This window comes from Rhodococcoides corynebacterioides (assembly GCF_019834675.1).
In the GTDB taxonomy this organism is placed as follows: Bacteria; Actinomycetota; Actinomycetes; order Mycobacteriales; family Mycobacteriaceae; genus Rhodococcoides; species Rhodococcoides corynebacterioides_A.
Genome location: NZ_JABUBU010000007.1, coordinates 36,020 through 62,841 on the forward strand (window position 1 = coordinate 36,020; position 26,822 = coordinate 62,841).

The window sequence follows — 26,822 nt, forward strand, 5'->3', positions numbered from 1 at the left end:
GCCGCCGGCGACCTCGGGGGCGAACGTCAGACGGTCTCGGCGGCCCGCAGGTCCTTGCGCAGAATCTTGCCGGAGGCCGACTTGGGCACCGTGTCGATGAACTGCACGCGGCGAACCTTCTTGTGCGGCGCGACCTTCTCGGCGACGAAGGAGATGACGTCGTCCTCGGTGAGCGACGCGCCCTGCTGCAGCACGACGAACGCCTTGGGCACCTCCTCACCCTCCTCGTCGAGCACGCCGATGACGGCGGCGTCGGCGATGTCGGGGTGGGTGAGCAGCAGCGACTCGAGCTCGGCCGGGGGGACCTGGTAGCCCTTGTACTTGATGAGCTCCTTGAGGCGGTCGACGATGCTGACGTTGCCGTTGCCGTCCACGACGGCGATGTCGCCCGTGTGCAGGTAGCCGTCGGAGTCGAGGGTGTCGGCGGTGGCCTGCTCGTTGCGCAGGTAGCCGACCATGACGTTGGGTCCCTTGATCCACAGCTCGCCCGGCGCGCTCACCTCGGAGGATCCGGCCGCCGGGTAGGCGACCTCCTCTCCGGTGGCGGGATCGACGATCTTGTTCTCCGAGTTGGCCACGGCCGCACCGCAACTGCTCAGCGGGACGTCGTCGCCCTCGAACGGGATGGCGTGCGAGACGGGGCTGAGCTCGCTCATGCCGTAGCCCTGGCGGACCTTGGTGTGCAGTCGCTGCGCGACGGCGTTGCCGAGGTTCTCGTCGAGGGCGGCGGCGCCGGAGAAGACGCAGCGGACGCTGGAGATGTCGTACTGCTCCACCAGCGGGTGCTTCGCCAGCGCGACGGCCACCGGCGGGGCGATGAAGAGGAAGGTGATCTTCTTCTCGGTGGTCAGGCGCAGGAACATCTCGAGGTCGAACTTCGGCATGGTGACCAGCGTCGCGCGGACCTTCAGGCCGAGGTTGAGCAGCACCGTCATGCCGTAGATGTGGAAGAACGGCAGCACGGCGAGCAGGACGTCGTCGCGGCCGGCGCCCATGCGCGGCTGGACCTGCGAGACGTTGGCGACGAGGTTGCGATGGGTCAGCATCACACCCTTCGGCCGTCCGGTGGTGCCCGAGGAGTACGGCAGCACGGCCAGGTGGGTGGCGGGATCGAAGCTCACCTCGGGGGCCGCGTTGCCTTCGGTCAGCAAGTCTTTCAGCGACTCGTGACCCTCGGCGCCGTCGAGCACGACGATCCGGTCGGCGGCGAGGCCGACCTGCTCGGCGGCGGCCTTCGCCTGCGGCAGCAGCGGGGAGACCGTGAACAGCATCGTGGCCTCGGAGTCGGTGAGCTGCTTGGCGATGTCGTCGGCCGTGTAGAGCGCGTTCACCGTGGTGGCGACGGCGCCGGCGCGCAGGATGCCGTGGAAGACCGACGCGAAGGCGGGCACGTTGGGCGAGTGCAGCGCGACGACGTCCCCGACGGTCACGCCGCGGGCGGCGAGGGCGCCGGCCACGAGATCGATGTGGGTGACGAGGGTGCGGTAGTCGGTGACCGCGCCCGACGGTCCGTCGATCAGCGCGGGACGGGACAGGTCGTCCTCGGTCAGGTCACCGAAGAGGAACTCGTGGACGCTCTTCTCGGGGATCTCGACGTCGGGATACGGGCTGCGGAAACTCATGGATCTCCTCGAAACGGCGCGGCTACGGGCGGAGCTCAGCTTACTGTGTACTCCGGTCACACCAACTCGGGATTGCACCCGTGTCGGTGACTGGTGTCACGTCCGCAGAGTAGCCGAGCCATGTCCGATTCGGACGGCGATCCGTGCGCGGTCAGCGCGGACTCGGCCAGCCCCCGGTCGATTCCGGCGGCTCCACCAGGTGACGGAACGCCTCGAGGTTGCGCAGCGACTCGCCCCGCGAGACGCGCCACTCCCATTCGCGGCGAATCGACGCGGCGAACCCGAGCTCGAGCAGGACGTTGAAGTCGCCGTCGGCGGCCTCGAGCACCTGGCCGAGGACGCGGTCGATCTCCTCGCCCGTCACGGCGTGCGTGGACAGGCGGCCCACCAGGTAGATGTCGCCGATCTTGTCGATCGTGTAGTGCACGCCGTACAGCCGCCGGTTGCGCCGCAGCAGGTAGCGGTACACGCCCTCGAAGTTCTCGTCGGGCTTGCGGCAGACGAACGCCTCGATCCGCACCCCGTGATTGCCGACGGTCAGCAGCGTCGTCGTCTTCAGCTTGCGCTCACCGGGCAGCTCGACGACGAACTCTCCCGACGACGCGCGGCTGTGCTCCAACTCGCGGTCCGCGAGCACCTCGGCGATCAGCGCCGCCGTCCGCTCGATACCGTTGGTCCGGTCGCTCGTGTCCTCGCTCATCGCGCTCCCACCGATCCCGTTCGCCGCATCCTCCACAACCCGCGCGGGCGGCGGGGGGAGAACTCTCCGGTCGGCCGGTCCACGCCGCCGGTGCGGCCGAACCGCCACGCCGCGCGCTCGTACGTCTCGAGCAGCCCGTCCGCGGTGTGGTCCCACGAGAAGTTCCGTGCGTGCCGTGAGGCATTCGACGCCATCCGCCCCCGCAGATCGTCGTCGCGCAGGACCGAGTCCAGCGCGTCCGCCCACCGCTCGGGGTCGTGTCCGTCGACCAGCACCCCGGTCTCCCCCGACCGCACGGCCGTGCCCAGGCCGCCCACGTCCGCGGCGACGACGGGCACTCCGCACGCCTGCGCCTCGATCGCGACGAGCCCGAACGACTCCGAATAGCTGGGCACCGCAACCAGATCCGACGCGCGATAGACGTCGGCGAGACGCTCGGGCGGCTGCGGCGGCAGGAAGGTCACGCGGTGCGCGATGCCGAGGGACCGGGTGAGGTCGATCAGCGAATCGGGCCGCTCCAGACCGGTTCCCGACGGTCCCCCGACGACGAGCACGCGCAGCGGCCGTCCCGGATCGCGGCCGGCGAGCACGGCCGCGGCGGCGACCAGGACGTCGGGCGCCTTGAGCGGTTGGATGCGACCGACGAACGTCACGACGGTCTCGTCCTGCGCCAGCCCGAGGCTCGCGCGGGCGGAGCCGCGGTCGCCGGGCGAGAACATCGTGAGATCGGCTCCGGGAGCGACGATGTCGACGGTGTCCTCGCTCGCGCCGTAGGCGTCGACCAGTGCCTGCTTCTCGTCGGCGGTGTTGGCGGTCAGGCGATCCGCCTCGGCGACCACCTGCCGCTCGCCGATCTCGCGCGCCGCGGGTTCGGGACGGTCCCCGGCCGCGACCGAGCGGTTCTTCACCGCGGCGAGCGTGTGGGCGGTGTGCACCAACGGAACTCGCCAGCGGTCGCGCGCCAGCCACCCCACCTGACCGGACAGCCAGTAGTGGGAGTGGATCATGTCGTAGTACCCCGGATCGTGCCGCGCCTCCTCGCGCAGGACGCCCGCGGCGAACGCGCACAGCTGCGTCGGCAGGTCGTTCTTGTCCAGGCCCTCGAACGGTCCCGCCGCGATGGTGCGGACCAGGACGCCGTCGGCCGCCTCGACCACCGGCTCGTCGCGGGACGACGTCGCCCGCGTGAAGATCTCCACCTCCACGCCCCGCGCGGCCATCGCCTTCGCGGTGGCCAGGACGTAGACGTTCATGCCGCCCGCGTCCCCGGTTCCCGGCTGCGCCAGGGGAGACGTGTGCAGCGACAGCACGGCTACCCGGTCGGGACTGCGTCGGCGGACCACCGTTCCAGTGTGCCCTGTCCGGTTCCGGTGGGCGCCTCGGGTTCGGGCGGGGCCCGCCGACGTTCCCCGGCCGACGCTCCCTAGGGACGGCCGAGCGCGTCGGTGAACACCGTCGTCTCGGCGAGGAACCGGGCCGGGTCCGCGACGAACGGTCCGTGGTCGGTGCCCTCCCACCACGACGTCGTGGCGTCTGGAACGAGCGACGCGGTGTGTCGACCCGCGGCGACGTCGACGACGGTGTCCGCCGTGCCGTGCAGCACCAGCGTCGGCACGTCGAGGGCGCGCAGGGTGGCGTCGTGGTCGACCTCGCGCGCGAACACGGCGGACCGGACCCGCGGACGGGTGGCGAGCGAGGTGCCGAACAGGGCCTGGGTGGCGACGCCGCTCGCGTCGGGACCGGTCAGGGCGGTGCCGAAGCTGCCGAGGGCGCGGATGGCCACGCGGGCGTCCTCGCTCATGACGCCGGGGATGGCGGCCCGCATGGCCGACCCGACCGTGCCGCCCGGCTTGCCGCGGCCGATCGAGGTGATGGCGCCGACGAACACGACGCCGGCGACGGCGGCGGTGCCGTGGACCGAGAGGTAGTCGCACAGCACGAGTCCGCCGTAGGACCACCCGAGCAGCACCGCGCCGGAGACGACCCCCTCCTGCTGCAGGACCGCGTGCAGGTCGCCGGCCCACAGCGCGCTGTCGTCGTATCCGCTCTCGGGGGCGCCGGAGTAGCCGTGTCCGCGCAGGTCGACGGCGATCACGCGGTAGCGCGCGGCGAGGTCGGCGAGGAGCTCGTCACCCCAGCAGGCGGAGTTCTGCGCCCACCCGTGCACCAGCACCAGCGGCCGTGCGGTCGGATCCCCCGACACTCGATACACCAGCGACGTGCCGTCGCGCCCGAACGCTTCCCGTATGGCCATGCCACCAACCTAGGGGCCGCCGATTGTGGGATGTCAGGAAGCCCGGCCGGGCGGGTCGACGGGTGACCGGCGCGTCGTAACGTCGCCTGCTGCACACGACCATCCGTGCACACGAACACCCGCAGGGGGGGCCGACGTCCATGACCGAGGTGCAGCGTTCCATCTCACCGAAGACCGGCGAGTGGCGCGATCTCAATCGGTACTACTGGCCGTGGGCGCTCATCGCCCCCATGCTGCCGGCCATCTCGGTGGGCCTGGTCTACGGGCTGCAGTGGTGGGCGCCGGACGTCTCGCAGGCGGCGTGGTGGTCCGGCCCGATCTTCCTGTACGTGATCGTGCCGATCGCGGACCGCCTGGTGGTGCCGTTCGACGAGAACCCGCCCGAGGATCTGGTGGAGTCGCTCGAGGCCGACTTCTGGTACCGCGGCTGCGTCTACGCCTACATCCCGATGCAGTTCTTCGGGGTGATCTTCTCGAGCTACCTGCTCACCGCGGACAACCTGACCTGGCTCGGCCTCGAGGACGGGCTGCCACTGGTGTCGAAGATCGGCCTGGCCCTGACGGTCGGCCTGGTCGGCGGCATCGGCATCAACACCGCCCACGAGCTGGGGCACAAGCGCGTCGACTACGAGCGTTGGCTCTCGCGCATCGTCCTGTCGCAGACGTTCTACGGCCACTTCTACGTCGAGCACAACCGCGGCCACCACGTGCGGGTGGCCACGCCCGAGGATCCGGCGTCGTCGCGCCTCGGCGAGACCCTGTGGCGCTTCTACCCGCGCTCGATCGTCGGCGGCTTCCGCTCCGGGTGGATGCTGGAGAAGGAGCGCCTCGCTCGGGAGGGCACGCGCACGATCTCGTGGTCGAATCAGAACCTCACCGCGTGGCTCATGAGCGCGGCGTTGTGGGCGGCCCTGTGCGCGATCTTCGGACTCGACCTGCTGCCGTTCCTCGTGCTGCAGGCGGTGTACGGCATCTCGCTGCTCGAGTCGGTGAACTACCTCGAGCACTACGGGTTGCTGCGCCGGACCAAGGAGAACGGCCGCTACGAGCGGTGCACCCCGGAGCACAGCTGGAACAGCGACTACGCCGTCTCGGACATCTTCCTCTACCACCTGCAGCGCCACAGCGACCACCACGCCAACCCCACCCGCCGCTACCAGGTGCTGCGCAGCATGCCCGAGTCCCCGCAGCTCCCGGCCGGCTACGCGCCGCTGATCCTGGTGGCGTACTTCCCGCCGCTGTGGCGGGCGCTGATGGACCGCCGGGTGGTGGCGCACTACGACGGCGACGTCACCCGGGCCAGCATCCAGCCCGGCAAGCGGGAGAAGTACCTGCGCGCCTTCCCGCCCGCCGGGGCCTGAGTCAGGCGCCCGCCCCGATCTTGCGCATCGTCCCCACCGGATCGGCGTAGATCGGCCCCAGCGACACCGCGGCGGCGGCGTAGTCCTGCACGCGCTTGCCGAAAGCGGTGACCCGGATCGAGCCCGTCGACCCCGTCGTCGATCCCGGCGTGACCAGGGCGCTGTGCCGAGCGAACGACGCCTCCACCCGCTCCATCGCGGGCGGGTACGCCGTGAACGCCTGACCGCCCACCTGCACGCTGTCGGGGTTGAGGACGTCGTGCACCAGGGCCAGCGCCCGGCCCAGTGCGTCGGCGCGCGCGTCGAGCAGCTGCTGCGCCGCCGCCACGCCGGTGCGGGCCGCGAGGTAGACCGCGGCGATGGACCGTTCCGACGGCGGGAGGACGCCGTCCCGGTGGGCCGCGGCGACGACCGCGCGGTCGCTGACCGTCGCGTCGAGGCATCCCGTGCGGCCGCAGTCGCACGCCGCCGACGAGCCCGTGGGCAGGTGCGCGATCGACCCCGGACCGCCCGACGGCGTGTGGACCCGCCCGTCGATGCTGATGGCGAGACCGCTGGTCTCGCGGGCGTAGAAGTACAGGGACGTGCCGCTGTTGCGGGCGGGGCCGGCCGCCCCGCCGAGCAGCAACTCCGACGCCGCCATGGCCTCGACGTGGGGGGCGACGGACACGACGCTGCCGAGCCGCTCGCCGAAGGCCGCGCCGACGGGCGCCGCGGTCCAGCCGAGCCGCGGGTGGTCGACGGTGCCGGTCCGTGTGTCCACCCGGCCGCCGATCGCCACGCCCACGAGCAGGATGCGCCGACGATGCCACCGCCCGACGAACGCCGCGGCACTGTCGGCGAGCGAGCGCAGGGCGCCCGGGGCCGCGCCGGTGGGCGTCGGCACCTCGACCCCGCCGAGCACCACGCCGCGCAGGTCGACGGCGACGATGCGGGTGGTCGTGGCGCCGATGTGGATGCCGAGAGTGCACTGGCCCTCGTGGTCGACCTCGACGGGGATGCGCGGGCGGCCGACGGCACCGGCGGTGGACAGGTCCGCTCGCTCCCGGAGCAGACCGGCCCCGATCAGGGCGGTGACGTGGCGGTTGACGGTGGCCGTGGAGATGCCGGTGTCACCGACGACGACGTCGCGGGCCACCGGCCCACGGCGGACGACGGATCGCAGGACGACGGCGGCCGGCGCGTCGGACACGCGCATCTCGGGCGCGATGATGCGGGCCGGGCTGCGGCGCAGCGGGCGGGCGGCGACGGCGGCGCCGGAACGGGTGCGGAGCGACGCCGTGGAACGGGCGTGCACGGTCGGAACGGACATGTATTCCTCGTCGATACGGGAGTCGGACGGGCTGACAGGCCGGTCCGAGACCGGCCACCGATGGCCGATCCGTACGCGAGGGGCGTGCGGTCAGGCCGAGAAGCCGCCGCGACAACACAGTTCACGAGCGAGGGGCAGACGGGAGCCCAGCGCCGCGGTCACGTACGTGACCCGGGGAGCGGAGGTCCGAGGGGCTGCCATGAGGCCGAAAGTAGCACCCGAACCGGCGGCCTGCAGCACGGGCGGTTGCGCTCGAGGTGATTCCAACCGTCGACAGCCCCGCGGTGCGCGCCGATCATCACGCCATGGAGATCGTGAAGCTCGGCGCGAACATCGGTGCACGTATCGACGGTGTGACCGTCTCCGGCGACCTGCCCGACGACGTCGTCGACGCGGTGTACGACGCGCTGCTCGAGCACGAGGTCGTGTTCTTCCGTGACCAACATCACGTCACCGAGCAGGTGCAGTACGCGTTCGCCGAGCGCCTCGGCGTGCCGACGACGCCCCACCCGACGGTGCGCTCGCGCGGCACGCGCACCCTCGCCATCGACTCCACGTACGACAAGGCGAACAGCTGGCACACCGACGTGACCTTCGTCGACCGGATCCCCAAGGCGTCGATCCTGCGGCCGGTCGCGCTCCCGCCCTACGGCGGCACCACCACGTGGGCGTCGACCACCGCGGCCTACGAGCAGCTGCCGCCGGCGCTGGCGGCCCTGGCCGACTCGCTGTGGGCCGTGCACACCAATGTCTTCGACTACGCCGCCACCGCCGCGGAGCACGCGATCTCCGCCGAGGCCGCGCGGTACCGCCAGGAATTCCGCAGCGAGTACTTCGAGGTCGCGCACCCGGTGGTGCGCGTGCACCCCGAGACCGGCAAGCGGTCCATCGTGCTCGGGCACTTCGCCAAGTCCTTCGAGGGGCTGTCCTCGCACGAATTCCACGCCGTGTTCGACCTGCTCCAGGACCGCGTCACCCGGCTCGAGAACACCGTGCGGTGGTCGTGGGAGCTCGGCGACCTCGCCATCTGGGACAACCGCTCCACCCAGCACTACGCCGTGGCGGACTACGACGACCGGTACCGCCGCCTCGAGCGCATCACCCTCGCCGGCGACGTCCCGGTGTCGGTGCACGGCGAGTACTCCCGCGTCGCTGCGGGCGACGCGTCGGCCTACAGCAGCCTGCCGGGGCCGAACCGGCTCGCCGGCTGAGCCGTCCTACGCTGGAATCCATGACCGCACCGGACTCGACCACCCCCGACTCGACCACCCCCACCGCCGTCGTCACCGGCGCCAGTTCCGGCATCGGCGAGGCCACGGCCCGCAAGCTCGCGGCGGACGGCTACCACGTCGTCGTCGGCGCCCGGCGCGTCGATCGGCTCGAGACGCTGGCGCGCGAGATCGGCGGCACCGCCCTCGCGTTGGACGTGACCGACGACGATTCCGTCGCCGCGTTCGCCTCGGTCCTGCCGCGCGTCGACGTGCTGGTCAACAACGCGGGCGGCGCCAAGGGCCTCGCGCCGGTGGCCGACGCGGACCTCGACGACTGGCGCTGGATGTGGGAGACCAACGTGCTGGGCACGCTCCGGACGACGCGCGCTCTGCTGCCGAAGCTGATCGAGTCGGGCAACGGGCTCATCGTCTCGATCACGTCGATCGCGGCGTTCGAGACCTACGACAACGGCGCCGGCTACACCTCCGCGAAGCACGCCCAGGGCGTGCTGCACCGCACTCTGCGCGGCGAATTGCTGGGGCAGCCGGTACGGCTGACCGAGATCGCGCCGGGCGCCGTCGAGACGGAGTTCTCGCTGGTGCGCTTCGACGGCGACGCCGAGCGCGCCGCCAAGGTCTACGAGGGCATCGACCCGCTGGTCGCCGCGGACATCGCCGAGATCATCGGCTTCGTCGCGTCGCGGCCGTCGCACGTCGATCTCGACACGATCGTCGTGCGGCCGCGCGACCAGGCGTCGAGCGGGCGCTTCGCGCGTCGGGAGTCCTGAGACCGGTCAGGCCAGCGCGCTCCACGACTGCCAGGTGGACCAGTCCACCGCCCAATCGTAGATGTCGCCGTCGGCCGCCGACAGGTCGATCCGCGTGCCGCTGACCTCCACGGGGTCGCCGTACATCGCCATCTGGAAGTACGTCTGCGCGTCCTCCGTCGAGAGGTTGATGCAGCCGTTGGTGACGTTCGACGAGCCCTGCACGCCGGTGGTCAGCGGGTTCGCGTGGATGAACTCGCCGTTGTTGGAGATGCGGGTGGCCCAGCGTTCCCGCACGTTCTCGTAGTACGGCGGGTTGGACATGAGGAAGTCCTCGTACTTCTCGGTGACCACGTGGATGCCGCTGCGGGTGACGTTGCGGTCCTCGTTGCCCTGGCCGTAGCTCACCGGGATGTCCATGACGGTCTCGCCGTCGCGGACCACCTGCATGCGGTGGCTGGTCGCGTCGGCGACGACGCGCTGGTTGCGGCCGATGGAGAAGTCGAGCGTGACGTCGGACTCGCCGTAGGCGCCGTCGCCGTACGCCAGCCCGTACAGCTTGGCGTCGACGTGCACGGCGGTGCCGGGCGCCCAGTAGTTCTGCGGGCGCCAGTGCAGGCGCGAGCCCTGCTCGTCCGGCAGCCAGGCCCACGATCCGACGGTCGGCGGCGTCGTGGTCACCGTGATCGCCTTCTCGACGGCGGCCTTGTCGGTGACGACGTCGTCGAACGTCAGGATGATCGGCGCCGCGACGCCGACGGTCTGACCGTCGCCGATGTTGGTGGCGACGGACGTGACCGACGACGGATCCACGGTGGTCACCGTGCCCTCGACCGGCACCGTCTTGCCGTCGGTCCCGACGGCGGAGCCGGACCAGGTGTAGCGCGCGCCGTAGCCGAGGGGCTCCCCGACGGTGAACGTGGTGGACGACGGATCGAGCGAGCCGGCCACCGCGCGCCCGTCGGCGGTGGTGAGGGCGACGCCCTGCAGCGTGCCGTCCGTGACGGACACCGAGATCGGCGCCGTCGGCGCGACGTCCGTGGCGGCGGGTCCGGGGGTGTACGTCACCTGCGCGACGGGAGCGGCCTCGGTGGTCGGTGCCGCCGCCTGTCCGCCGCCGGACGATCCCCCCACCGTGCATCCCGCCACCAGCGCGACGACGGCGAGCAGAGCCGTGATCACCAGAGCGAGCGAGAAACGAATCCTGTTCACTCGGACCAGGATACCGCCGGGTACGACACGCTCAGTCCAGCGAGCAGTTGACCAGACGGCATTCCGGGGTGAGCGTGATGCCGTACTTCTCCCGCACCCCGGCACGCACGTGCGAGGCGAGCGCGACGACGTCGGCGGCCGTGGCGTCGCCCCGATTGGTGATCGCGAGGACGTGCCGGGTGGACAGCGTCGCGGTCCCGCGACCGAAGTCCGCGCCGTAGCCCCGGTGGAACCCGGCGTGCTCGATCAGCCACGCCGCGCTCAGCTTGATGCCCTTCGGGTCCGTGAACTGCGGCGATCCGAGCGCCTCGGCGGGGACGGACTCCACGATGGGGTTGAGGAAGAAGGATCCGACGCTCCAGGAATCCTGCTCGGCGACGTTCCAGACCATGCCGCGGTCGGTGCGCAGAGCCAGAACGGCGTCGCGGACCTCGCTGGCGGAGACGCTGTCGCCGATCCGCACGCCGAGTCGCTCGGCGAGGGCCGCGTACCGCACGGGCGCGGACATCTCGCTGCGGCGGAACCGGAACGTGACATCCACCACGACGTAGCGGTCGGTGTACTTGAAGGCCGACGAGCGGTGCGATCCGAAGCCGCAGCGTGCGTTGTCCCAGACCTCGACCTCGCCGGTCTGCCGGTCGAGGACGGTCACCGTCTCGAGCCACTCCGACGTCGACGTTCCGTAGGCGCCGACGTCCTGCACCGGGGTTCCGCCGGCCGTGCCGGGAATGCCGGACAGTGCCTCGGGACCGGCCAGACCGTGGTCGAGGGCCGTGCGGACCACCAGATCCCACTCGACCCCGGCGTCGACGCGAATCCGCGTGTCGTCGACCTCGAGGCCCGTCGTCGCGATCCGCACGACGGTGCCGTCGAAACCCTCGTCGCCGACCAGCAGGTTCGACCCGCCGCCGAGCAGCAGCATCGGCGTGCCCGCCGCGTCGGCCTCCCGCACCGCACGCACCAGGTCGGCGGACGTGGTGGTGGTCACGAGGTGCCCGATGGGGCCGCCGACGCGAATGGTGGTGAGGTCCCGGAAGCACACGGGGTCTCCGGTGCTCGGGCCCGTCTCGAGGGGTGCGGTACTGCTGGTCACCGGTGAGACGGTACCCGGCTGGTCGGGAGCATCGCACCGTCGCGCCTACCATGGAGGGGATTCAGCGTCAGCTCTTCGGGAGGATCACGTGCAGGTCACCAGCGTCGGACACGCCGGGTTCCACATCACGACAACGGCCGGAACCATTCTGTGCGATCCGTGGGTGAACCCTGCCTACTTCACGTCGTGGTTCCCGTTTCCGGACAATTCGCAGCTCGACTGGGACACCCTCGGCGACTGCGACTACCTCTACGTCTCGCACCTGCACAAGGACCACTTCGATCCGAAGCATCTCGCGGCGCACGTGAACAAGGACGCCGTGGTCCTGCTCCCCGACTACCCGGTGCCGGACCTCAAGACCGAACTCGAGAAGCTCGGCTTCCACACCTTCGTCGAGACCACCGACTCGGTGAAGCAGACGGTGTCCGGGCCGAAGGGTGACCTCGACGTCATGATCGTGGCGCTGCGGGCGCCCGCCGACGGGCCCATCGGCGATTCCGGCCTCATCGTGAGCGACGGCGAGACCGTCGCGTTCAACATGAACGACGCGCGCCCGGTGGACCTGGACATGATCACCGAGGCCTTCGGCCACGTCGACGTCCACATGCTGCAGTACTCCGGCGCCATCTGGTACCCGATGGTCTACGACATGCCCCAGCGCGCCAAGGATGCCTTCGGCACCCAGAAGCGGCAGCGGCAGATGGACCGGTGTCGGCAGTACATCGAGCAGGTCGGCGCCACCTGGGTCATCCCGTCCGCCGGCCCGCCCTGCTTCCTCGACGACGAGCTGCGCGGCCTCAACGACGTCTACGACGACCCGGCCAACATCTTCCCCGACCAGATGGTCTTCCTCGATCAGATGCGCAAGCACGGACACGAGAAGGGCCTGCTGATGATGCCCGGCACCACCGCCGACTTCACCGGGTCCGAGCTGAACGAGCTGGTCCACCCGCTGCCCACCGACCAGGTCGAGGCCATCTTCACCACCGGCAAGGCCGACTACATCGAGGCCTACGCGCAGCGTCAGGCCGACGTGATCGCCGCCGAAAAGGCCGCCTGGGCACCCGCCGAGGGCGAGCCGCTGCTCGGCCCGCTGCGCGAGCTGTTCGAGCCGATCATGGCCCAGACCGACCAGATCTGCGACGGCATCGGCTACCCCGTGGAGCTGAATCTGCGGGGTGCGGACCGGGTGGTGCTCGACTTCCCCAAGCGCATCGTGCGCGAGCCCATCCAGAACGAGAAGTTCCGCTACTCCTTCGAGATTCCCGCCGAACTGGTGCGCACGGTCGTGCGCGACGACGAGCCGGACTGGGTCAACTCGATCTTCCTGTCCACCCGGTTCCAGGCCAAGCGTGTCGGCGGCTACAACGAGTTCCTCTACACGTTCTTCAAGTGCCTCACCGACGAGCGCATCGCCTACGCCGACGGCTGGTTCGCCGAGGCGCACGACGATTCGGCCACCATCGTCAAGGACGGCTGGGAGATCCAGCGTCGGTGCCCGCACCTCAAGGCGGATCTGGGCAAGTTCGGCGTGATCAGCGACAACGGGCGAGGCAAGACCCTGACCTGCAACCTGCACGGCTGGGACTGGAACCTCGAGACGGGGAAGTGCCTGACCTCCAAGGGTCACGAGCTGCGGTCGCGGAAGGTCGAGCAGAACTAGTTCGGCGGGGGCTGGTTCGACAGCACCCGGTACACGCGCCACGTCGGTTGATCGGCGCCGTCGTTGGGCACCTCGAGTTCGAGGCGCCCCACCTCGGAGCCGTTCTCCCACACCGTCGGGTAGCGCCGGTTGAGGGCGTCGGATTCGCCGCGCCCGGTGTTGGGGACCGTGAGCATCAACTGCACGCCTGCCTCGGCGGGATCGTTGAGCACCGTGGTGAAGTCCTCGTCCGAGGGCACCACGAACTGCCGGGGCCGCTGCGACGCCACGACCACGGCGAACCCGAACACGGTGTCGGTGAGCACGGACCCGTCGGGCAGGTCGCGGGCGTCGAGGTAGTCCGCGAGGGCGCGTTCGGTGGAGAACGACGCGATGATCCGCTCGGCCTCGTCCGGCGGATCGCGGTCGAGCAGATGCCCGACGGCGTACTGCTGCGGCGACAAGGACGGCTGCAGCAGGACCGCGGTCGTGACCGGCAACGACGCCACCGACAGGGCCACCGTTCCGGCGGCGACCACGCGGCGGAACCGGGTGCGATCGCGGGGTGACGCGGGTCCGATACGGTCGCGCGCGAACGCCCCGGGCCGTCGCGTCGGGACGGCGCCGCGGGCCGAGAGCACCTGCGCGCAGGCCACCGTCGCCAGCGGGATCGCCGCGACGAAGAAGCGCAGGAACCCGAACGTCGATCCGGCGACATACGTGATCGCCTGGAAGGCGAGGACGGACCCGAACAGCGCCGGCCCCACCAGGAACTCGGCGTCCCGGCGCCGCCACGACAGGCCCGCGACGCTCGGAACCAGCAACGGAATCGCCGGGCCCAGGGCGAGCACCGCGGTCAGGACGTAGGCGGTGTTGCCCAGCGGGTCGCCGCTGGGTCCGCCGGACTGCTCGAGAATCGCCGCGTTGCCGTACGCGGAGGAGAACTGGGCGAACGCCTGGCCGGTGATCAGCCAACTCGTCGCCGCCCACACCAGGAACGCGATCAGGCCGGGCCCGGCGACCAGGACGGCGTCGAGGACGGCGCGGCGCACCGTTGTCCCCCGGTGCGCCCACCCTCGTCGCAGCAGGGTGACGCCGAAGACCAGGCCGGCGGCCGCCGCGACCGCCGCGACGGCGTCGTACCGGGTCAGGTAGGCGAAAGCGAGTGCGATGCCGGCCAGCAGCAGATCGTGCACGTCGTCCGTCGAGATCCACCGCACCAGACGGCGCACCGTCCAGACGAGGAAGAACAGGAAGATCGCCTCGCTCATGCCGTTGGCGGCGTAGAGGACGATCATCGGGTTGATCGCGAACACCGCGGTGAGCGCGGCGGTCTGCACCCGGCCGAGTCCGCGATCGCGGCAGATGCCGCGAATCTGGACCACCGCACCGGCCATGAACAGGGCCGAGACGACGACGGCCGACAGGTTCCAGCGGGTGATGGCCGGGACCACCTCGGCGAACGCCACCAGCGGCAGCTGCAGCAACGCGGTGAGCGGGGTGAACACGAACCCGATGGCCGAGACGTGCGGATCGCGGCTGTGCAGGACGGCCTGCGCCGCGTAGGTGCGGCTGAGGGCGTCGCCCATCAGCCACCCGAACCGCACCGCCAGGACCGCCCCCACCGCGAGGTACGCCGCCGACAGCGCGGCGAACAACCTCACGTCGGATCCCCGTTCGAGGTCGGGGCCACCGGGGCCGACAGGCCATGGAAGGTCTTCTCCCAGTACGACGGGTTGCGCAGCAGCTGCCAGCATCCCTTGAGGGCTGCGACGCTCATCATCACCCAGTACAGCGGCATCGTCAGGCTCGGGACCAGCAGGTACGCGTTGCCGCTCTCCCGGCACGCGACCAGGTACATGTACACGGTGGCGACGTTGCCGACGATCATCGACACCAGCGAGAAGTAGTAGATGTACGGCGGGAACAGCTCGGCGATCGTCGACGGCTGACCGAGGAGCCAGGCCGCCGACAGCGACCAGAACGCCATGTTGATGCACGCCGTGATCGGAGTGCCGGCGAGCAGCAACGTGAACCGGTACGTCCCCACCGGGCCCAGCGCGCGCCAGGTCCGGGCGGGCCGACGCATGTGCACCAGCCACGTCTGCAGGTAGCCCTTGTACCACCGGGAACGCTGGCGCACCCAGTTGATGGGGTCGCTGTTCGCCTCCTCGAGGGTGGTCGAGTCGAGCACCGCCGTCGAGTATCCGGACGCGGCGATGCGCACCCCCAGGTCGGCGTCCTCGGTCACGTTGAACCCGTCCCAGGCGCCCACCTCCGCGATGACGTCGGCGCGAAGGTGGTTCGACGTGCCGCCCAGCGGAATCGGCGACCTGCTCTTCATCAGTCCCGGCAGCAGATAGCCGAACCACAGCGCGTAGTCCGCCGTGAACCACCCGGTCAGCAGGTTCTGGGCTCCGTTGTGGAAAGCCAACTTCGCCTGCACGCACGCCACCGTCGACGGCAGCCGGGAGAACGCGACGACCACTCGCCGCAGCTGCAGCGGATCCGGCTGGTCCTCGGCGTCGTAGATCGTCACGAGGTCGCCGGTGGCGAAGTGCAGGCCGTAGTTGCACGCCTTCGGCTTGGTCCGCGGGTCCGCGGCCGGCACCAGCAGCACCTCGACCACCTCGCTCAGCCCGGCGCGCCGTGCCGCCTCGATGGTGACGTCGTCGTCCTCCTCGAGCAGCAGCAGCACCTGCAGCTTGTCGGCGGGATACCGCAACGCGGACATGGCGGCGATGAGGTCGCCGACCACTTCCGGCTCGTCGTAGGCCGGGACCAGGATCGTGTAGGGGGGCAGGTCGGCGTCGGGCACCGCGAGCGCGTCCTCGTCCGAGACCGTGACGATCGCCGACGCGTCCAACCCCCGCGAGAACAGGAGGATCCGGTCGGCCATCGTCGCCAGGTAGCCCACCGTGCAGACGACGGTGATCACCGTGAGCGACGCGACCGGAGCCAGGACCAGCGCCGCGGCCGTCACCGCGACGACCACGAGCAGCACCGTGCGCTGCCACGGGACGAACGCCACCGCCGCGGACGCGAGCGGGTCGCGTCGGGCCAGGCCGTCGATCGCGTCGGCCAGCGCGGCCGCACGGAACTCGGGCGTCTCCGTCCCCACCCGCGGCGGTGTCCCGCTCACGAGGCGTCCCCGACGACGGGCGGCCACTGTGCGGCCACCAGCGACCGCCCCACGCTCTCGAGCAGGTCGCGGTCGTCGTAGTCCGGACGATCGTCGCCGACCACGGTGTTGCCGCGCAGGAACACCGCGACCAGCGCCGACATGTTCGACGCCATCGACGGTTCCGGTTCGGGGAATCGCGCCGTCGGTTCGTGGTCGTCGACGGCGATGACGGTCACGCGTTGGTAGATCCCGTCGCGCACCCAGTCGAAGACCAGCTTGGTCCAGGTGAGCAGCAGACCGTCGTCGACCGACGTGTACAGCGAGCCCGTCACGCCGCGGCCCAGATCGACGGCGAGGGACGGACTGGTGCGCGTGCTGGACAGGCGGTACAGCGTGCGCTCGGGGTAGACACCCAGGCTCGCGCCGTTGGTGGTGCCGAGCGTGTCGACGACGACGGTCCGCGGACGCCCCTTGTCGTCCCACGCCGGGTCGACGACGGCGGCCTGCCACTCCTGCCGGACGAGGGTGGCGCCCTGACCGAAGAACGACCGCACCCACGGATAGGAGCGGGACTCGATCTCCCGCCACCCGACGGGCACGGCGAGCGACGCCGTCCGACCGGGCGGGCCCGGCGTGGTCGGCGGGCCGACGACGGCGGGCAGGGGCAGTGCGAACAGCACACCCGCGGCGACCACGACGAGGGCGGCCGCTGCGCGCACCGACTTCGCCGACGGAGGCTGCACGGGCCGGCTCAGGACGCGCTTGGACCGGCCCCGCCGAGCACGCAGGTAGAACACGGTGCCCGTGACGGCTGCGGCGCCCACCGTGGGGATCGCCTGCAGCCAGACGATGTGGATCGTCGGATCGACCGCCAGGACGACCCACAGGACGGCGGCGCCGACGGACACCGTCACCACGGCGCCGGCCAGTCCTCGCCGCGTGGTCCGACCGACGGCGATGCCCCCGGCCGACCCCGCGACCAGCACGAGCACGAGGCCGTAGGCGAAGCGGCTGCCACCCAGCGCCACGGCGATCGTGCGGTACAGCACGGGCGAGAGCGCGACCACCAGAACCAGCAACGGCCAGAAACGCCCGACGGGCCGCAGGCCGAACAGCAGGATCGCCGCGCCGACCGCGAAGATCCCCGCGGCGGCGACGTCGATGTGCAGCAGGGCGTACTGGTCCGCGTAGCGCGGCAACCACAACGCCTGGACCGCCAGCGCGGCCAGGACCGCCAGCCCGCCCACGATGACGTCCGTCTGCCGATCGTGGATGGGCAGCTCACCCGACCGTCGTCGGGCGATGCCCTGACCCGCGACCACGGCGAGCACCGGGACGACGACGAGGTAGCCGCTCACCGCGCCGCCGCGCGCCTCCTCCACCACCCGTGACCACGTCGGCCAGAACGCCGCCACCACCGCGACGACCAGCAGCGCCCACCGGCCGACGAGGGTGCGGACCGCCGGGCTCACGGCCCGTCGGTCGAGGTCGGCGCGTCGTCCGGTCGACCGTGGCTCCGGACGTAGACCAGGGCCGCGGCGATCAGCCCGACGACCAGCGCGATCCCGCCGATCACCAGGACCGACCAGACGGCGGTGGGGGCCGTGGAGCCGCTCGCCACGGCGGCCGGCGCTGCGGACTCGCGCACGGACGACAACGACACCGGCTCGCGGGCCGCGGTCCCGAACAGCACGTCCCCGCGCAGGCCGTCCCACCGTCGTGCGTCGTCCGTCAACCACGCGAGCAGGCCGTCCAGCTGCGTCGACGCCGTCGACGTCGCCACCACCACCGAACGATCGTTCTGCCGCAGAGCCTGGAGCGAGGCGAACGGCGCGCTGCTGTCGACGGTCACCCGCGCGTCCCCGTCCTCACCCGACAACGTCAGCACCGTCGTGCCCGTCGTTCCCAGCGGGAGTCGAAGATCCTCGGCCGCGGGACCGAACGCCGCCAGACCGTCGGGCGCCACCACCACCGCCGGTTCGGAGGACCCAGCGACGTCGTCGAACGGCACCACCGTGGGGATCAGGGGACGCGCCGACAGGCGCTGCAGACCCGTCAGCACCGTGATCGCGCGCGCCGTGTTCGCGAACGTCTGCTGCGCGAGGGCGACGTCCACGGCCGGCATCAGCGACTGCGGCACGGACGCGAACCCCCGAGTGTCCGGCGTGCCGCCCGACGTCGTCACCGTCGTCCCGGAGTCGATCGTGAGCGTCAACGCGCCGCCGGTGCTGCACGCGTCGCCGTTGCCCGTGGTGCGCAGGGTGACGTCCACCGACGTCACCCGCTCGACGGAGTCGGCCGGGACGTCGACCCACGTGTCGACGACGCCCGACGAGTCCGCCGCGCGCACGTCCAGGTCACGCTCGCCCACCGCGACGTGGATGCTGCCGGCGACACCCGTCGAGAGCGGCGTGTACGTGCCGAGCACGTGGACCCGCATGGCCGACCCGGCACGCCCGAGGCGGGTCTGATCCACCGGAATCGTGACCGTGACCTCACCCGATCCGCGCTGGGTCACCGGGCCGAGCCCCATGTCACCCAGCGTCATGGCGTCGGCGGTCAGCACCGGGGGAACGGTCAGCGAGTCCGCGGAGACCCGATCGGCGACGGCCAGCTCGGCGGCCTCGCCCCCGACCAGAGCGATCTGGTCGAGGAGCGCCGGCCCGTCGCCGGACACGACCAGGGCGGGCGGCACGGCGGGGTCCGACGCCGGTTCGAGGCGGAGTCCGGCGTCCGCGCCCGGGGCGACGACGACGGTGCGGTCGAACGGCCCGTCCGAGGGCGCGCCGACGCGGTCGCTCGCGCGGCGGACCACGGTGCGCACGGGTTGCGAGCCGTACCGGTCGACCACCGCGGCCGCGAGCGTCAGCGCGGCGGTCGCCTGATCCGCCGTCGGCTCGTCCGGGAGGACGAGCGTCGCCGTACGCAGCACGGGAGGGAGGAAGTCGGCGACCGTCGTCGGCGACGCCGGTGCGCCGGCGTAGTCCACGACGGGGTCCTGCAGCCGGACGGTCGAGGAGTCACGCGAGTTCAGACAGCTGCCCGTCGTCGGCACGATCGTCGTGGCCAGCTCCAGCGTCACCGACTCCCCGGTGACGGGGACACCGGTAAGGGGCACGGCGACCGGGACGGTCGGTGCTCCCCCGCCGAGATCGACGCGACCGACGAACCGATCGTCGTGGGTGACGTCCAACCAGCCCCGCTCGATCCCGGCGGGCACCTCGAGCGCGCCGCGCAGCGCGACCGGCGTGGTCCCGTCGGGAACGGGCAGGGTGACCGACGCCCGGCCGCGCTGTCCCGTCAGCGCCACCGACCCGCCGAGCCCCATCTCTCCGAAGGCGAGCGGAACGGAGGCGGGTTCCTGTTCGGTGGAGTCCTGTTCGGTGGAGTCCTGTGCGGCGGAGTCCTGCGTGGTGAAGTCCTGCGTGGTGAAGTCCTGGGCAGCGGCCGTCGGGGGCACGACGGTCAGCGCCGCGAGGGGCACGACCGCGGCCGCCAGGGCCGTCGCCATACTCACGGCCGGGCTACGGCGGGGACGTACGGACACACGCATCGGTGCGCCTCTGCTTTCTTGTGACAACGACCGCGAACGGTGCCCCCGCACGACGCGAATGCCTGCACATCCTAGAAGCAAACGGTCGTTTCTGCGTGCCTTGTCACGACCGCGGCCTCGTTGGACTGTGTAGTCACACCAACCTCGGTCGGTAATCCCGCGTTCCCAGCGTCGGAATCCGGAAAGAAACGTCCTTCCGAAACGGTCGCCGACACCGTTTGCCGAGCCGTTTCGGTGTCGTCGACCATTCCCGCGACAATGGCGTCACGGCCGTCGCCGTCGAGGAATACTGAGTCGTCGTGACGTGGACGAGGGCGGTACCAGCAGGCCGGAGGCCGGTCGGTCACATTCTCGTCGCCCTGCTCGCCACGGTCGGCCTGGTCGTCGCCGGGTGCATGCACGACGCGCCCACGACAGCAGCCGCCCCGGCCGCATCGCGAGTCGACGCCACGGCGACCGGGCTCACCCTCGACGGGCGACCCTGGTTCCCCACGGGCGTGAACGCGTACCAGCTGGCCACGGACTGGTCCGTCAATCTCGGCTGCGGCGCCATGGTGGACCTCGACGAGTACTTCTCGTCCCTACCGCCGCATTCCCTCACCCGGTTCGACGCGTTCCAGTCGCTGGCCGTCGACCGCACGACCGGCACGCTGAACTTCGCCGCCGTGGACGCGGTCTTCGACGCGGCCCGCGCACACGACCAGCTCGTCGTGCCGGTCCTCACCGCCCAGGACGGCGCCTGCGAGGACGAGGCGTTCAAGGATCGCCAGTGGTACGTCGACGGGTGGCGCACGGTCGCGGCGTCGGCGGCTGTGGTCTCGTTCGAGGACTGGATCCGGATCGCCGTCGAGCGGTGGCGGGACGAACCCGCCCTCGCCGCATGGGAGACGGTCGGCGAACCCGAGACGTCGGTGTGCGGATCGACCTGCGACTGGTTCGACCGCAGCTGCCCCGCCGACGCCGCAGCCGTCCTGCGGGCGTTCACCGACGCGACCGGTGCGCTGGTGCGGTCGCTGGACGCCCGCACGCTCGTGACCGCCGGCCTGACCGGTGGCGGTCAGTGCGGGACGCAGGGAGACGAATACGGGCTGATCGCCGCGTCCCCCTACGTCGACGTTCTGCAGTATCACGACTACGGCGCCGACGGCGTGGCGTTGCCCGGGGATCGGTGGAACGGCCTGGCTCGAAGGTTCGAGCAGGCGGCGCAGGCCGGGAAGCCCCTTCTGGTGGCCGAGATCGGGCAGGCCGCGGGGTCCTGCCTCGATCCGGCCGACAGGGCCGCGGACATCGACGCCAAGGTCACCGGTCAGCGCGACGCCGGCTCGGCCGGATTCCTGCTGTGGGCGTTCGTTCCCGACCCCAGGCCGACCGAGTGCACCTTCGACATCGGATACGACGACCCGCTCTGGTCGGTGATCGCCGCACACGGGTCGGGCTGACCGCGCCGCCGACGGACCGGCACGCGCTAATCTCACCGAATGCCACGCAAGTTCGACCACACCGTCCCGTCCCCGCTCTCCGCCGCACAGGTGCACGCCGCGCTGACCACCGAGGGGTACTGGCAGGCCCGGCTGGACGCGATCGGTGGGCCGAAGGCGACGCTCGACGAGGTGGTCGTGAACGGCGACACCCCCGAGACGCGCACCGTGCAGGCCACCATGACGCAGGCCATCGCCGAGGAGTTCCTTCCCAGCGCGCTCACCAGCATCCGTTCCGGTGACCTCGTCATCCGCCGCGTCGAGTCCTGGGGATCGCTGGACGCGCAGGGATCGGCGGGCCGATTCGAGGCCAAGGTCGAGGGCGCCCCGGCGACCATCACTGGGACTCTGACGCTGCGCTCCACGGGATCGGGATGCACCATGACCGCGACGGGAGCCGCCGAGGTCAAGGTCCCCCTCATCGGCGGCAAGATCGAATCCGCGGTGATCGAGCACATCCTCGCGCTGATCGACGCCGAGCAGGAGTTCACCGACACCTGGGCTCCCGAGCACACCTGAGCGGTCGGGCCGTCGCGGCCCGGGCTTTCTGTCGTACCCCTGTGTCATGGTGCCGGTGACACGAGATCGGGGGGATTCACGTGGACGACGAATCATGCGGTGACGGGTTGTCGCCGAACGACATTCGACGGTTCCTGACACACATCGCCGCCATCGCGGTGAGTAGTACGAAGGCCGAGGGCGGGGTCGACGACGACGGGGCCGCCGCAGCAGTCGCGGTCGAGACCATCACCGCGTTGGAGGAGCTGAAAGCCGCCGCCGCGGGGGCGCAAGCAGTCCTCACCACTCAGGTGGCCGACACCATCCGACGAAGGCGGCGCGACGCCGGGCGACCCGCCGCCCGCTGGAACACCGGCATCGCCACCCAGATCGGGCTCGCCCGGAAGGACTCACCGCACCGCGGCAACACCCACCTCGGCCTCGCCCGCGCCCTCACCGCCGAGATGCCCCACACCCTCGGTCAGCTGCGCCGCGGGGACCTCTCCGAGTGGCGCGCAACGATCCTGGTGCGCGAAACCGCCTGCCTCACCGCCGAGGACCGCCGCCTCGTCGACGACCGCCTCTGCGCCGACCCCGCTGTCCTCACCGGCACAGGCGACAGCACCGTCGCGGCGATGGCCGCACGCCTGGCCGCCGAACTCGACGCCGCCGCCGTCGCCCGCCGCAAGGCCCGCGCCGACCAACACCGCCGCGTCACCGTCCGCCCCGCCCCGGACTTCATGGGCCACCTCGGCGCCCTGCTGCCGATGGACCGCGCCGTCTGCGTCTGGGCGACCCTGCGCCGGGACGCCGACACCCTCATCGCCACCGGCGACGCCGACGGCCGCACCCGCGATCAGATCATGGCGGACCTGCTGGTCGAGCGGACCATCGGACTCGCCCACCCCCTGAGCCCGCCGGTGGCGGTGCAGGTCGTCATCTCCGACCAGAGTCTCCTCGCCGGCAGCGACATCCCCGCCGAGGTGCCCGGGTACGGGCCGATCCCCGCCGCCGCAGCACGACAGTGGATCCACGACGCCGTGACCTCCGACACCGCGGTGACCCTCCGGAAGCTCTACGCCCGACCCACCGACGGACACCTCACCGCCGTGGAGTCCGTCGCCCGGTGCTTCCCCACCGGCCTGGCCCGGCTGATCGACCTGCGCGACCGCACCTGCCGCACCCCCTGGTGCGACGCCCCCATCCGCCACCACGACCACATCACCCCGCACGAGGACGGCGGACCCACCACCGCCGACAACGGCCTCGGACTGTGCGCCGCCTGCAACCTCGCCAAGCAGGGTGACGGCTGGGCCACCACCCGCACCGACGACACCGGCGCCCACGCAGACGTCCACACCGTGGAGTTCCGCACCCCCACCGGCCACACCTACCGGTCGAGACCCCCGGCGCAACCGCTGCCGATGCCGCATCGGAAAGCCGGATGACCAGCACTGATTTCCCGCGCCCGGGCGCCACCGGTAGCCTTGCCGCTCATGGCACGTCGCATGAACTACTCCGCACGTCTCCCGTTCACCACCGAGCAGGTGTACGGCGCGTTGACCACGCGGAGCTACTGGGACGCGATCGTCGAGGAGTTGCGCAAGTACTCGGAGAACGAGATGACGGCGTTCACGGTGTCCGACACCGGCATCGACGTCACGATGCGCCACATCATTCCGCGCCACACGCTGCCGGACGTCGCGCAGACTGTGATGAAGAAGGACATGGTCATCACGCGCAACATCCACCACGACGCCTACGGCGAGACCACGTCGGGGAAGTACGACGCGTCGATCCCCGCCGGGCCGGGGTCGCTCACCGGCGTGACCGAGCTGTTCCCGACGGAGACCGGGTCGACCCTGCGCACCACCAGCGAGGCCAAGGTCTACATCCCGTTCGTCGGCGGCAAGCTCGAGCAGCTCATGTTGGTCAACCTGCGGGACCTGTGGAGCGGCGAAGCCGAGGTCACGCACGACTGGCTGAAGAAGAACGCCTGACCCGTGCCCGCTGCCGGGTCGGGTCCGGAGGGTGTCGTCACCCGCGGCACCACCAACATCAACCGGCTCCGGCGCAGCGACCGCCGGCTGGTCCACCATCCCGACGTCAGGGCCCTGCTGCGCTCGGCCGAGCGTCCGCTGGTGGTCGATCTGGGCTACGGGGCCAGTCCGGTCACCACGCTCGAACTCGCTCGACGGGTCCGCACAGTCCGGCCGGACGTGGACGTCGTCGGGCTCGAAATCGATCCGGGTCGGGTGGTGCCGGACCGTGACGGCGTGCGCTTTCGACGCGGGGGTTTCGAGCTCGCCGGCCTGCGTCCGCACCTGGTCCGCGCGTTCAACGTGCTGCGGCAGTACCCCGAACACGCGGTGGCCGACGCCTGGGCGCGGGTGACGTCGTCGCTGGCGGAGGGCGGGATCCTGATCGACGGCACGTGCGACGAGCTGGGCCGACGCGCCACGTGGGTGACCGTCTCCGCGGAGGGGCCACGGTCACTGACCCTCGCGTGGGACCCGTTCGACCTGTCGCGCCCGTCCGACATCGCGGAGCGGTTGCCGAAGGCCCTGATCCACCGCAACGTGTCCGGTGAGCGCATCCACGACGTGCTGCGTCGGGCCGACCGAGCGTGGGACGTCGCGGCTCCCCTCGCCGTGTACGGCCCGCGCGTGCGGTGGCGTCACGCCGCGGACATGCTGCGTCAGGAGGGTCTGCCCGTGCGGCCGATCCGCCGACGGCTCCGGGACAACGTGCTCGAGATCCCCTGGTCGGCCGTCGCACCGAGGTGACGCCGACACCCGGACACGCCGCCGGCCCTACCGCCGCAGCGACGCCTCCACCCGATCGCGCACGCGGTCGCCGTCGCTCTCGGCCCGCCGGCGCAGGGTCCCCGGATCGAGCCGGCCGAGCATCAGTCCGTCGGCGACCACCTCGTCGAGCGTGAACTGGGAGATGCCGCCCGCCGCGAGGTCCAGCACGGTGCGCGTCGGGGTGGTCATGCGGAAGGTGCCGGTGAACTCGATGTCGTCGCCGCGGAGTCGCCCGCGGTGCAGGGCCAGTCGCTGATCGTGCGGGCCCGCCGTTCCCGCGACGCGCACGTGGACGAACTGCGGGTGCAGGCTGCCCATGCCGTGCAGCTCGGACGCGCTCTGGTGGGAGATGACGGCCGTCGAGCCCAGCCAGGCGCACCACTTCGAGAACTCCTCGAAGGCGTGCCGCGGCCAGTCCGCGACCCGCAACAGGTCGGCTTCGACGACGGTCCAGAGGCCGTCGCCGACGCGCGCGGCGATGTCGGTGGAGCGGTATCCGGCGTCGAGGGCCTGGGCGCGGGTGAAGTACCCGTCCTGCTCCGTCACGAGGCAGTCGAGCCGCTCCACCACGTCGTCTCCGGACATGACACCAGACTACCCGTGCTGTGTCGCCAATCACAGTACGGGGGCCGCCGCGATGTGACCGTGTCACGCCCCGACGGGCGCCGGACTCGGTCCACAGAGTTACCTCACAGATGTCCCGCACAATGGTCGCCATGACGACTACTGCGCCCCGGCGACGGTCCCGCCTTCCGTTGATCGCCGCCGTGGTGGTGATCGCCCTGGTCGCCGCTCTGATCGGCGGCGAGGTCTACGCCCGCAACCGCGTGAGCCAGTGCCTCGCGACGCAGTTCCAGAACGATCTGGGCTCGAAGGTGGACGTCGACCTCGGCTGGCAGCCGGTGCTGCTCTCGCTGGTGACCAAGTCCTTCTCGTCGGTCGACATCTCGAGCGACGACAGCCGCTTCGGACCGGCGCAGGACATGCAGGTCCGCGCCACCGTGAACGACGTGGACCTCGAGACGTCCGAGACCTCCGGCGGCACCATCGGCTCGTCCGATGCCGACGTCACGTGGTCCACGGACGGCATCCTCGCCACGCTGCAGCAGCAGGGCATCGGCGGCGTGGTCTCCGGGGTCACCGCCGATCCGGGTGCCGGGACGCTGCGATTCGACATCGTCGGGGGCCTCGCGGCGCTGACCGTCGAGCCGGTGGTCGCCGGGGACCGGATCGAGGTGCGCACGGTCGACGCCTCGATCCTCGGGTTCGGCATCCCGACCGATCTCGCGGACAGCGTCGTCGGGGTGCTCACCGACAGCCTGACCACGTTCCCGCTGGGCATGACGCCGGACACCCTGACCGTCACCGACAGCGGGATCGACCTGACGCTCTCCGGCGGGCAGTACCAGATTCCGCCGGCGCAGGCGGACAGCGGCGAGCAAGCGCTCAGCTGCTGATCGGAAAGCCCTCCAGCACGGCGCGCGTCCCGGACAGACCCAGCCGGGTCGCCCCGGCCTCGATCATCGCGCGGGCGGTGTCCGCGTCGCGGATCCCGCCGGACGCCTTCACACCGAGCCGACCTCCGACGGTCTGCGCCATGAGTTCGACCGCACGCACCGACGCGCCGCCCGCCGGATGGAAGCCGGTGGAGGTCTTGACGAAGTTCGCGCCGCCCCGCTCGGCGGCGCGGCAGCATTCGACGACGGCGGTCTCGCCCTGCGGCGACGCGAGCAGCGCGGCCGACTCGATGATGACCTTGAGGACGGCGGTGTCGCCCATGGCCTCGCGCACGGTGATCACGTCGGCGAGGACGGCGTTCCAGTCACCCGCGACGGCGGCGCCGACGTCGATGACCATGTCCACCTCGGCCGCGCCCTGCTGCACCGCCAGCCGCGCCTCGGACCCCTTGATCAGCGAGTGGTGCTTGCCGGACGGGAAGCCCGCCACGACGGCGACCAGCAGATCACCGGTGTTCCGCAGGGGCAGCATCGACGGGGACACGCACACCGCCAGCACTCCGAGGTCGGTGGCCTCCGCCACCAGCGCCCGCACGTCGGCGTCGGTGGCCTCGGGCTTGAGCAGGGTGTGATCGACCAGGCGGGCGACGGCGTCGCGGGTGAACTCCATGCCCGTCATGCTCGCACGTGACCGGTGCGCGGCCACCCTCGTCACCGGTGAGAGACTGTCG

General features: G+C 71.3%; 23 protein-coding genes. 10 read left to right on the forward strand and 13 right to left on the reverse strand.

All coding sequences use genetic code 11. The features are described from left to right. Nucleotides 1–26: 26 nt before the first annotated feature. The 4 genes from HQ603_RS10275 to HQ603_RS10290 form a co-directional block, all read right to left on the reverse strand. Nucleotides 27–1,622 (reverse strand): AMP-binding protein, encoded by a 1,596-nt coding sequence (locus tag HQ603_RS10275; protein ID WP_222684450.1) that lies wholly within the window; start codon nucleotides 1,620–1,622, stop codon nucleotides 27–29. Between the two features lie 151 nt (nucleotides 1,623–1,773). Beyond that, nucleotides 1,774–2,322 (reverse strand): YbjN domain-containing protein, encoded by a 549-nt coding sequence (locus tag HQ603_RS10280; protein WP_222684451.1) that lies wholly within the window; start codon nucleotides 2,320–2,322, stop codon nucleotides 1,774–1,776. Next, nucleotides 2,319–3,665 (reverse strand): D-inositol-3-phosphate glycosyltransferase, encoded by a 1,347-nt coding sequence (gene mshA / locus HQ603_RS10285; RefSeq protein ID WP_222684452.1) that lies wholly within the window; start codon nucleotides 3,663–3,665, stop codon nucleotides 2,319–2,321. The genes HQ603_RS10280 and mshA overlap by 4 nt, the downstream gene beginning before the upstream one ends. 80 nt (nucleotides 3,666–3,745) lie before the next feature. Beyond that, nucleotides 3,746–4,576, reverse strand: a complete 831-nt coding sequence (locus tag HQ603_RS10290; protein WP_222684453.1) for an alpha/beta fold hydrolase — start codon at nucleotides 4,574–4,576, stop codon at nucleotides 3,746–3,748. A gap of 140 nt (nucleotides 4,577–4,716) precedes the next feature. Between HQ603_RS10290 and HQ603_RS10295 the strand changes: the two genes are divergently transcribed. Continuing rightward, on the forward strand, nucleotides 4,717–5,937 hold the full coding sequence (locus HQ603_RS10295; RefSeq protein WP_222684454.1) for an alkane 1-monooxygenase: 1,221 nt from the start codon (nucleotides 4,717–4,719) through the stop codon (nucleotides 5,935–5,937). A gap of 1 nt (nucleotide 5,938) precedes the next feature. On the opposite strand, the gene HQ603_RS10300 is transcribed toward HQ603_RS10295, so the two are convergent. Then, entirely contained in the window at nucleotides 5,939–7,249 is a 1,311-nt protein-coding gene (locus HQ603_RS10300) for an ROK family transcriptional regulator (RefSeq protein WP_222684455.1), read from the reverse strand. A gap of 305 nt (nucleotides 7,250–7,554) precedes the next feature. Between HQ603_RS10300 and HQ603_RS10305 the strand changes: the two genes are divergently transcribed. Next, nucleotides 7,555–8,460 (forward strand): TauD/TfdA dioxygenase family protein, encoded by a 906-nt coding sequence (locus HQ603_RS10305; RefSeq protein WP_222684531.1) that lies wholly within the window; start codon nucleotides 7,555–7,557, stop codon nucleotides 8,458–8,460. Nucleotides 8,461–8,480: 20 nt separating this feature from the next. After that, nucleotides 8,481–9,248, forward strand: a complete 768-nt coding sequence (locus HQ603_RS10310; RefSeq protein ID WP_222684456.1) for an SDR family NAD(P)-dependent oxidoreductase — start codon at nucleotides 8,481–8,483, stop codon at nucleotides 9,246–9,248. A 6-nt stretch (nucleotides 9,249–9,254) separates the two neighbouring features. Here HQ603_RS10310 and HQ603_RS10315 read toward each other — a convergent pair whose 3' ends face one another. Together HQ603_RS10315 and HQ603_RS10320 are read right to left on the reverse strand one after the other, a co-directional pair. After that, complete coding sequence (locus HQ603_RS10315) at nucleotides 9,255–10,448, reverse strand: L,D-transpeptidase (protein WP_261773677.1); 1,194 nt, start codon at nucleotides 10,446–10,448, stop codon at nucleotides 9,255–9,257. Between the two features lie 22 nt (nucleotides 10,449–10,470). After that, nucleotides 10,471–11,532: a UDP-N-acetylmuramate dehydrogenase gene (locus tag HQ603_RS10320; RefSeq protein WP_308126453.1), complete on the reverse strand. Its 1,062-nt coding sequence runs from the start codon at nucleotides 11,530–11,532 to the stop codon at nucleotides 10,471–10,473. An 88-nt stretch (nucleotides 11,533–11,620) separates the two neighbouring features. On the opposite strand from HQ603_RS10320, the gene HQ603_RS10325 reads away from it, so the two are divergent. Next, the gene (locus HQ603_RS10325; protein ID WP_222684457.1) at nucleotides 11,621–13,195 is read left to right on the forward strand and encodes a Rieske 2Fe-2S domain-containing protein; all 1,575 of its coding nucleotides are present in this window, start codon (nucleotides 11,621–11,623) and stop codon (nucleotides 13,193–13,195) included. On the opposite strand, the gene HQ603_RS10330 is transcribed toward HQ603_RS10325, so the two are convergent. Genes HQ603_RS10330 through HQ603_RS10345 form a run of 4 tightly spaced genes read right to left on the reverse strand, consistent with a single transcriptional unit; the run spans nucleotide 13,192 to nucleotide 19,815 of the window. Next, a complete protein-coding gene (locus HQ603_RS10330; RefSeq protein WP_222684534.1) occupies nucleotides 13,192–14,832 on the reverse strand; it encodes an ArnT family glycosyltransferase in 1,641 nt (546 codons plus the stop codon). The genes HQ603_RS10325 and HQ603_RS10330 overlap by 4 nt on opposite strands. Before the next feature lie 2 nt (nucleotides 14,833–14,834). Beyond that, a complete protein-coding gene (locus HQ603_RS10335; protein ID WP_222684458.1) occupies nucleotides 14,835–16,316 on the reverse strand; it encodes a glycosyltransferase in 1,482 nt (493 codons plus the stop codon). After that, complete coding sequence (locus HQ603_RS10340; protein WP_222684459.1) at nucleotides 16,313–17,770, reverse strand: hypothetical protein; 1,458 nt, start codon at nucleotides 17,768–17,770, stop codon at nucleotides 16,313–16,315. Before HQ603_RS10340 ends, HQ603_RS10335 begins: the two co-directional genes overlap by 4 nt. Continuing rightward, nucleotides 17,767–19,815: a hypothetical protein gene (locus HQ603_RS10345; protein WP_222684460.1), complete on the reverse strand. Its 2,049-nt coding sequence runs from the start codon at nucleotides 19,813–19,815 to the stop codon at nucleotides 17,767–17,769. Before HQ603_RS10345 ends, HQ603_RS10340 begins: the two co-directional genes overlap by 4 nt. Before the next feature lie 431 nt (nucleotides 19,816–20,246). Here HQ603_RS10345 and HQ603_RS10350 point away from each other — a divergent pair, with 431 nt between their 5' ends. From HQ603_RS10350 to HQ603_RS10370, 5 genes are all read left to right on the forward strand, one after another. Further along, nucleotides 20,247–21,290 carry a beta-mannosidase gene (locus HQ603_RS10350; RefSeq protein ID WP_261773679.1) on the forward strand — a complete coding sequence of 348 codons (1,044 nt, stop codon included), beginning with the start codon at nucleotides 20,247–20,249 and terminating at the stop codon, nucleotides 21,288–21,290. A 39-nt stretch (nucleotides 21,291–21,329) separates the two neighbouring features. Next, nucleotides 21,330–21,848: a DUF2505 domain-containing protein gene (locus HQ603_RS10355; RefSeq protein WP_222684461.1), complete on the forward strand. Its 519-nt coding sequence runs from the start codon at nucleotides 21,330–21,332 to the stop codon at nucleotides 21,846–21,848. A gap of 80 nt (nucleotides 21,849–21,928) precedes the next feature. Next, nucleotides 21,929–23,275 carry an HNH endonuclease gene (locus tag HQ603_RS10360; RefSeq protein ID WP_222684462.1) on the forward strand — a complete coding sequence of 449 codons (1,347 nt, stop codon included), beginning with the start codon at nucleotides 21,929–21,931 and terminating at the stop codon, nucleotides 23,273–23,275. Nucleotides 23,276–23,323: 48 nt separating this feature from the next. Further along, nucleotides 23,324–23,827 carry a DUF2505 domain-containing protein gene (locus tag HQ603_RS10365; protein WP_222684463.1) on the forward strand — a complete coding sequence of 168 codons (504 nt, stop codon included), beginning with the start codon at nucleotides 23,324–23,326 and terminating at the stop codon, nucleotides 23,825–23,827. Between the two features lie 3 nt (nucleotides 23,828–23,830). Next, nucleotides 23,831–24,613 (forward strand): class I SAM-dependent methyltransferase, encoded by a 783-nt coding sequence (locus HQ603_RS10370; protein ID WP_222684464.1) that lies wholly within the window; start codon nucleotides 23,831–23,833, stop codon nucleotides 24,611–24,613. Between the two features lie 27 nt (nucleotides 24,614–24,640). Here the strand turns inward: HQ603_RS10370 and HQ603_RS10375 are convergent, their stop codons facing one another. Beyond that, a complete protein-coding gene (locus HQ603_RS10375) occupies nucleotides 24,641–25,219 on the reverse strand; it encodes a type IV toxin-antitoxin system AbiEi family antitoxin domain-containing protein (protein ID WP_222684465.1) in 579 nt (192 codons plus the stop codon). 122 nt (nucleotides 25,220–25,341) lie between these two features. Here HQ603_RS10375 and HQ603_RS10380 point away from each other — a divergent pair, with 122 nt between their 5' ends. Next, nucleotides 25,342–26,091, forward strand: a complete 750-nt coding sequence (locus tag HQ603_RS10380; protein ID WP_222684466.1) for an LmeA family phospholipid-binding protein — start codon at nucleotides 25,342–25,344, stop codon at nucleotides 26,089–26,091. On the opposite strand, the gene deoC is transcribed toward HQ603_RS10380, so the two are convergent. Beyond that, nucleotides 26,081–26,761 (reverse strand): deoxyribose-phosphate aldolase, encoded by a 681-nt coding sequence (gene deoC, locus HQ603_RS10385; RefSeq protein ID WP_371831040.1) that lies wholly within the window; start codon nucleotides 26,759–26,761, stop codon nucleotides 26,081–26,083. The two genes, HQ603_RS10380 and deoC, sit on opposite strands and share 11 nt — an antisense overlap. Nucleotides 26,762–26,822: the final 61 nt, after the last annotated feature.

What these genes read in the sequence shown, in the direction of transcription:
- HQ603_RS10365 (WP_222684463.1), top strand. Translation starts at nt 23,324, where the DNA reads ATGGCACGTCGCATGAACTACTCCGCACGTCTCCCGTTCACCACCGAG.
- HQ603_RS10280 (WP_222684451.1), bottom strand. Translation starts at nt 2,322, where the DNA reads ATGAGCGAGGACACGAGCGACCGGACCAACGGTATCGAGCGGACGGCG.
- deoC (WP_371831040.1), bottom strand. Translation starts at nt 26,761, where the DNA reads ATGGAGTTCACCCGCGACGCCGTCGCCCGCCTGGTCGATCACACCCTG.
- HQ603_RS10310 (WP_222684456.1), top strand. Translation starts at nt 8,481, where the DNA reads ATGACCGCACCGGACTCGACCACCCCCGACTCGACCACCCCCACCGCC.
- HQ603_RS10350 (WP_261773679.1), top strand. Translation starts at nt 20,247, where the DNA reads ATGCACGACGCGCCCACGACAGCAGCCGCCCCGGCCGCATCGCGAGTC.
- HQ603_RS10290 (WP_222684453.1), bottom strand. Translation starts at nt 4,576, where the DNA reads ATGGCCATACGGGAAGCGTTCGGGCGCGACGGCACGTCGCTGGTGTAT.
- HQ603_RS10380 (WP_222684466.1), top strand. Translation starts at nt 25,342, where the DNA reads ATGGTCGCCATGACGACTACTGCGCCCCGGCGACGGTCCCGCCTTCCG.
- HQ603_RS10300 (WP_222684455.1), bottom strand. Translation starts at nt 7,249, where the DNA reads ATGTCCGTTCCGACCGTGCACGCCCGTTCCACGGCGTCGCTCCGCACC.
- HQ603_RS10375 (WP_222684465.1), bottom strand. Translation starts at nt 25,219, where the DNA reads ATGTCCGGAGACGACGTGGTGGAGCGGCTCGACTGCCTCGTGACGGAG.
- HQ603_RS10355 (WP_222684461.1), top strand. Translation starts at nt 21,330, where the DNA reads ATGCCACGCAAGTTCGACCACACCGTCCCGTCCCCGCTCTCCGCCGCA.
- HQ603_RS10305 (WP_222684531.1), top strand. Translation starts at nt 7,555, where the DNA reads ATGGAGATCGTGAAGCTCGGCGCGAACATCGGTGCACGTATCGACGGT.
- HQ603_RS10275 (WP_222684450.1), bottom strand. Translation starts at nt 1,622, where the DNA reads ATGAGTTTCCGCAGCCCGTATCCCGACGTCGAGATCCCCGAGAAGAGC.
- HQ603_RS10295 (WP_222684454.1), top strand. Translation starts at nt 4,717, where the DNA reads ATGACCGAGGTGCAGCGTTCCATCTCACCGAAGACCGGCGAGTGGCGC.